Below are 5,984 nucleotides of genomic sequence, written 5' to 3'. Positions count from 1 at the left end.
CAACAGGGCCCCTTCGGTCGCCGGTGTGCTGAGTGGAATCACCACGCCAACGACGAGGGGCCCTGCCTCGTCACCACAGCCACTGACCAGCCCATTTCACCCGCCAGCACAGGATGAAAGAGGCTCAGTCACCGCCTTAACCGCACCGACGCGCGTCATAGTTAATGGCATTAGAAACGGGCAATAAGTCATGATTTACCACATCAACAGGGTCGCGATGAAGGCCACTGCGACGCCTCAGTAGATCGAGCGGGTGCTGGGCAGCTGGCGCAATCAAGGGCGCTGAAACCCCGCCATCAAGTCCTTCGTCGTCGGCCGCGAGCACGGCCGCGGCTACGCGTACGGCGCGGTGTTGACCGTCGAAGATCTCGACGGACTCTTCGCCTACCTGACGCACCCGACCACCTACCAGACCGACCATCTCGCGCTGCACCTGGTCGAGCGGCTGGAGATCTATGACGGCCGATTCGTGATGGTCCGTCAGGTCAGCGACGGGGCCCGGAACGTGACAGGCACGGCTTCCAAGATCATGGAGTTCCCTACGCCCCCGTGATCCAAGTGGAAGACCGTGCCTTGCGACGCATCACCGCTGACCCCACCTGCCCTTGACCAACTGCGCGAGCACCCCGAGGTCGTATCCGAGGAAGTCCCAAGCCTTCTCAGGCAGTTGGCCGAGGTACCGGACCCTCGTGATCCACGCGGGGTACGCCACCGCCTGGCCGTTGGAAAGAGCTCTGTCTCTCATCCAGCCCAGCCCCATCCCTCGACAGCCATCTTCACCGGCCGATGGCGCGCGCATCGTGACCTTGCGCGGTGATCTGGACAACGATGCGCGCGAGCCGGTGCACGAGACGCGGTGAGCGCAGCGGGCCGAGCCTCCACCCAGGCTGGGCCTGCTGGGTCCTGCCCGGCTGTCGGTGGAAGCTTTGGCGAACTCGGTGCCGGGTTTCAGCCGACGACGACCTCCTCTTCGGAAATGATGCTTCCAATACTCTTCAGGTCGACGAAGTTTTTGTGGTCCGGGTCGACGGTCTTCAGCCAGTTCTCGCAGAAGAAGAGCGCGTTGAGGTCGTCCATCGTGTCGAACCATGTCTCGACCACCGAGTCGTAATCCGGTTCGGGATAGTTCGGCGCGGGGACGGGATACGACACCACGAAGCGGCGGATGTAGCCACAGCGCCGCAGGCCGCCATGAGCCGGACCGTTCCTGCGGGTGGCGAGCCGGCCAGGCGCGTGCGAACCGGAAGAGCAGAATGGCCACGATGCTGTTGATGGCGCGGCCGTGCCGATCCGTTGCTTGCGAGGCAGCGCGCCCTCCCGAAGGCACCGCGCTCACGGCTCCCCAGATAGGCAAGGCACTTCCGACACTCCGGGCCCGACCGTGTTCAATGGACGCACGAAGGACGGAGATTGATGACCGTGCAGGGAACAGAGACCGCCGGAACCCACGGTGGGTTCGTACTGGACTCGGTTCTTCCGGCTGACGGGCCGGGAGGGTTGGATGCCTTTCGGCGTGGGTGGGAGACCCAGATCGGCAACGACGTCTTCCGGCTGCCGTCCTTCTCTCCGGACACCATGCAGGACTTCCGGGCCGAGGGACGCGTGGCGAAGGTGGGTGATGCGGCGATCGCCGATCTGCGCGTCGCGTCGGCCACTCGAACCACGGAGGTGTCCGGTGATGAGCAGGATCTCATCACTCTGTACGTGGTACGGCGCGGCGCCTGGACCCTGGACGGACCGCGCGGTGGCGATGCTCTCGTCATACCGGCCGGGCGATTCCTCATGCGACGGGTCGACCGGTTGTCCGGCTTCGAGACGACGGCCCACATCCGGACGAAGTTCTTCGCCCTGCCCGCCGCGGAACTCAAGCCCCTGCTCACGAACCACATCATCACCGGGCCGGTGAACTCCGGAGAGGTGCGTCTGCTGACTGCCTTCTCGGACTTGATCCATACGACGATGGCCGATCTCGGGGTGCCCGGTGTGAAGGCCGCCCGCGACACCCTCGTCGAACTCGCCAAGGCGGTGGCGAAGGGTCGGTTCGACGACGTGGAGCCCCGGCTGGCCCCCGCGCTCGTCCAAGCGGCGAAGGAAATAGCGGATCGCCGCCTCGCCGATCCCGAGCTGTCCACAGCCACGCTCGCACGCGCACTGAACGTCTCCACCCGCACACTGCAGCGGGCGTTCGCCACCGTGGACGAGTCCGTCACCGCGTACATCCGCAGCCGGAGGCTGGAGAAAGCACGCCACGAGCTCACGCTGCCGTCCGGTCGTCCGAGCATGTCCGAACTCGCCGCGCACTGGCAGTTCGCGGACGGCAGCCACTTCACCAGGGCCTTCAAGAAAGAGTTCGGTCAAACGCCCACCGAGTACGCCCGTTCGCACCAGGCGGACCCGCTCCTGACGAACCGGCGCCGGGCGGACAACGAGTCACGCGGCTGAGCCGGACGTTCGAGAGATCCCTCTGCGCGGACGCCTTCGTGCGGCAGGTGCCGTCCTGCCCGACGTACACGAAGCCGGCTGCCGCCGAGAACCGCGAACCCCGCTTCGGCGCCCGCGAGCCGCGTTTGGGCGTCGCAGTGAACCACGGCCCCGTTCGTTACGTCACACCTCGTACGACCGACGTACCGCGGCGGACCGTCAACGCACGCACGCCGGACGGCTCGCCGTCCACGACCGCCCCAAGGGGGAACATGTTCCGGGTCATTCGCCCGCGCCTGATGATTCCGATCGGTGCCGCCATCCTTGTCATGGGGACCGCTGCGCTGGCGGGTACCCGCCTATTGGCCGGAGAAGACGTTCCCGGCGACCCGGACCTCGACACAAGCGGTGTCGTCTCCGTCTGCTCGGACGTGAAGGTCCACGCGCGGGTCACGGTGAACATCGGGACAGTGGAGCGACCTGACGACAGAACACACGACTATGACCTGGATGCCACAGGTCACGACCGTGATCCGTTCAGTCGCCGTCTGGACAAGGCGTGCACCATGACTGCCGGTGCCTTCGAATCCCGCGTGGAACTCGAAGCACCCGGCCTGAACCAGCACCGACCGCTCCAGGTCATCGTTCCGGCCGACAGCCTGCATGTGCGGGTCGTCCGCATCACCCGGCATGCCGACGGCGCGGTCACCAGCACACAAGAGGTGGTAGCCGCGCGCTGACGGCCACGGCCTTCCGCCCGAATACGCGATCCAATCCCCATCCGCCCCGGGAAGGAAAGGAGCCAGAGCCGGGGTGAGGAACCGGTACTCGTTGTCGTCGATCGACTGACCGTGTTTCTGCGCGAGAAGAACGAGGTCGCCCTCGTCCGGTGCCGACTGCCAGGGACTGGAGAAACCGCCCAGCCGGACGTCGACTCCGCGGGAGGCGCCGCCCGCTGCCGCGTCCCGCACGGCGTTCTCGAAATCGTTCAGGATGTCAGTCGGGTGAGACGGTCAGTGCCGGCACCGGATACAGGTCATCCCCAACTCAGCCGCGCCTACGCGGCGTTGCGGCGCGACGGATGCGGAGCTTCATTCTCCGAGCGCCGCCTTGCGAAAGGCTCGCTCCGAGATGCGGGTGGCGGCCGACGCGGGCAGCAGGCGGCCGAAGACGAAGGTCTGGAAGCTGTTGAGACGGCCGTCCACGACCGCCGGGCCCCGGCCGCGCAGGGCGGACATGACCGTGTCCGCGACCAAACCGGGATCGCGCTTGCCCGGCACACGCCGTGTGTTCATCGGCGTGTCGGTCGGACCGGGACTGACCGCCACGACCCGCACCCCCGTCGCCTTCGTCTCGGCCCACACCGCCTGGGTGAAGGACAGCACGAACGCCTTCGAAGCCGCGTAGGCGGCCACATACGTAGCGGGTGCATACGCACTGGTGCTCGCGATGTTGACGATCGCACCTCTCCCCCGCGCCACCATGGCCGGCAGCAAGAGCGCCGTCAGCTCCGCCACCGCACCGGCATTGAGGTCGACCAGGCCCCGCAGCCGCGCGGGATCACTGTCGGCCACCGGCCCCAGCAGACTCACGCCGGCGTTGTTGACCAGGACGTCGACCTCGGTTCCCGCCCCCGCCAGCGACTCGGCCAGCCGGGAAGGCGCACCCGGGTGCGACAGGTCCAGCGCCAGCGTCGACACCTGGACGCCGTGATCGGCATGCAGACGCTTGGCCTCCGCCTCCAAACGCGCGCCGTCCCGTGCAACCAGAACCAGGTCCATCCCCTGCCCGGCCAGCCGCTCGGTGATCGCGGCTCCGATGCCTGTCGCGGCACCGGTCACCACCGCGGTCCGGGGCGTCGTCTGTTCTTTCGTGTTCATGCCCAGAACCGTAAACTTTGACATTAACGTCAATGTCAAGCGTGGATCGATGAAGGAGACGGCGTGCGCATCGGAGAACTCAGCAGGGCCACCGGGACCAGCACCCGTTCCCTTCGTTACTACGAGGACCAAGGCCTGCTCTCCAGCCACCGCCGCTCCAACGGATACCGGGAGTACGGTGAGGAAGCCGTACGCCAGGTCGCCTTCATCCAGGACCTCTACCGCGCCGGGCTGCCCTCCCAGATCATCCGGGACATCCTTCCCTGCACCGCACCGACACCGCCCGCGGGCCAGTGCACACAACTCCTGGAACGTGTCCGGCAGGTCCGCGACGAACTCGCCCGTCAGGAGCAGCAGATCGCTCAGCGCCGCGAGATGCTCGACCGGTACCTCACGGGCACTGCGGCCCCCGCCGGCTTCAGCGGCCCGCCCGGCTTCTCCGCGGGAGATGACACCCGCCCTCACCGTCCACACCCCGACCCCCAACACTAGGGCCTGTTGCGAAAGTGGATCTTGGTCGTGGATGATCACGCCCTCTGGGGCGTGGTGATCTGACGAATGGACAGCGGGCCCGGCTTGAGCCGTTGTTGCCGCAGGGCATCAAGCCGGGCCGTCCGCCGGTGTGGACGCGACGGCAGCTGATAGACGGCATCCGGTGGCGGACCCGTACCGGTGCTCCCTGGCGCGATGGCACCTGGGGCAGGATCGTCACTCAGCTCCAAGCTCAGGCGGACGCGAAGGGCCTGATCACCTGGGACGTGAATATCGACTCCACCGTCTGCCGGGCCCACCAGCACGCCGCCGGGGCCTCGAAAAAGGGGATCTGCAAAAGGAACTGCCCGGCGGCATTGCCGTTGAGCCGGCCGAGCATGCTCTCGGACGTTCCCGAGGCGGCCTGACCACCAAGATCCACCTTGCCGTCGAGCAGGGGCAGAAGCCGCTGAGCGTCGTGAGCACAGCCGGCCAGCGGGGTGACTCGCCGCAATTCGAGCCGGTCCTGGAAGCCATCCGGGTACCCCGCCTTGGTCCGGGCAGGTCCCGCAGGCGGCCGGACCGGGTGCGGGCCGACAAAGCGGTACGACTCCCGCCGCAATCGGGCCTACCTGCGCAGACGCGGGATCAAGGCGACCATCCCGGTCCCCGCCGACCGCGTCCGCAACCCCCGGAAACTCGGTGCCCGAGGCAGTCGGCCGCCGAAGTTCGACAAAACCGACTACAGCGAGCGGCATGTCGTCGAGTGCGGGATCAACCACCTCAAGCGCCACCGGGCCGTGGCCACGAGATACGACAAGCTCGCCGTCCGCTACGAGGCGACCGTGTTGGTCGCAGTCCTCAACGAGTGGCTGTGACCGGCACCTTTCCAACAAACGCTAATCGACCCTGACCACGTACTTGCCCTGCACCCCGCCCGCCTCCAGCGCCCGGTGTGCGGCCGCTGTCTCTTCCAGCGGGAAGACCGTGTCCACCGCCGGCCGCAGCTTCCCCTCTGTCACCTGGCGGGCGAGGTCGTCGAAGAGCGCACGTCCGGGGTTGCCGCTGAAGAAGCGCACCCGGCTGCGTCCGTGGACGGCGCTGGCCGCGATGTAGCCCAGCGAGGCGGCGGGCCGCGTCAGGTCGAAGGCGATGGTGACCATGCGTCCGCCCGGCTTCAGCATCCGCCGTACGGTACGCAGGTCGGTGCCC

The 5,984-nt window shown here is 67.2% G+C and carries 8 protein-coding genes and 1 pseudogene; 5 read left to right on the top strand and 4 right to left on the bottom strand.

All coding sequences use genetic code 11. The annotated features are described in order from the left end of the window. Nucleotides 1-295 precede the first annotated feature (295 nt). The gene (locus EHS43_RS35015) at nucleotides 296-553 is read left to right on the top strand and encodes a Dabb family protein (RefSeq protein ID WP_260470847.1); all 258 of its coding nucleotides are present in this window, start codon (nucleotides 296-298) and stop codon (nucleotides 551-553) included. Nucleotides 554-583: 30 nt separating this feature from the next. Here EHS43_RS35015 and EHS43_RS46800 read toward each other — a convergent pair whose 3' ends face one another. Then, nucleotides 584-745, bottom strand: a complete 162-nt coding sequence (locus tag EHS43_RS46800) for a hypothetical protein (RefSeq protein WP_185806547.1) — start codon at nucleotides 743-745, stop codon at nucleotides 584-586. 203 nt (nucleotides 746-948) lie between these two features. Continuing rightward, a complete protein-coding gene (locus EHS43_RS35005) occupies nucleotides 949-1,155 on the bottom strand; it encodes an EthD domain-containing protein (RefSeq protein ID WP_260470846.1) in 207 nt (68 codons plus the stop codon). A gap of 342 nt (nucleotides 1,156-1,497) precedes the next feature. Here EHS43_RS35005 and EHS43_RS48315 point away from each other — a divergent pair, with 342 nt between their 5' ends. Then, entirely contained in the window at nucleotides 1,498-2,442 is a 945-nt protein-coding gene (locus EHS43_RS48315) for a helix-turn-helix domain-containing protein (RefSeq protein WP_260470845.1), read from the top strand. Nucleotides 2,443-2,693: 251 nt separating this feature from the next. Beyond that, nucleotides 2,694-3,161, top strand: a complete 468-nt coding sequence (locus EHS43_RS34995; protein ID WP_125194662.1) for a hypothetical protein — start codon at nucleotides 2,694-2,696, stop codon at nucleotides 3,159-3,161. A gap of 351 nt (nucleotides 3,162-3,512) precedes the next feature. On the opposite strand, the gene EHS43_RS34985 is transcribed toward EHS43_RS34995, so the two are convergent. Further along, the gene (locus tag EHS43_RS34985; RefSeq protein ID WP_260470844.1) at nucleotides 3,513-4,340 is read right to left on the bottom strand and encodes an SDR family oxidoreductase; all 828 of its coding nucleotides are present in this window, start codon (nucleotides 4,338-4,340) and stop codon (nucleotides 3,513-3,515) included. A gap of 24 nt (nucleotides 4,341-4,364) precedes the next feature. Between EHS43_RS34985 and EHS43_RS34980 the strand changes: the two genes are divergently transcribed. After that, complete coding sequence (locus tag EHS43_RS34980; protein ID WP_125194661.1) at nucleotides 4,365-4,793, top strand: MerR family transcriptional regulator; 429 nt, start codon at nucleotides 4,365-4,367, stop codon at nucleotides 4,791-4,793. Between the two features lie 44 nt (nucleotides 4,794-4,837). Then, nucleotides 4,838-5,650, top strand: a pseudogene (locus tag EHS43_RS34975) (IS5 family transposase). Nucleotides 5,651-5,671: 21 nt separating this feature from the next. On the opposite strand, the gene EHS43_RS34970 reads toward EHS43_RS34975, so the two are convergent. Beyond that, on the bottom strand, nucleotides 5,672-5,984 hold a 313-nt coding region (locus tag EHS43_RS34970; protein ID WP_148104158.1), incomplete at its 5' end, for a zinc-binding dehydrogenase.

It is taken from the genome of Streptomyces sp. RP5T, assembly GCF_003933965.1.
Taxonomy (GTDB): Bacteria; Actinomycetota; Actinomycetes; order Streptomycetales; family Streptomycetaceae; genus Streptomyces.
Note: the sequence above shows the minus strand (reverse complement) of the source record. Positions and strands in the feature narration are given on the sequence as shown.

What these genes read in the sequence shown, in the direction of transcription:
- EHS43_RS46800 (WP_185806547.1), bottom strand. Translation starts at nt 745, where the DNA reads ATGAGAGACAGAGCTCTTTCCAACGGCCAGGCGGTGGCGTACCCCGCG.
- EHS43_RS34995 (WP_125194662.1), top strand. Translation starts at nt 2,694, where the DNA reads ATGTTCCGGGTCATTCGCCCGCGCCTGATGATTCCGATCGGTGCCGCC.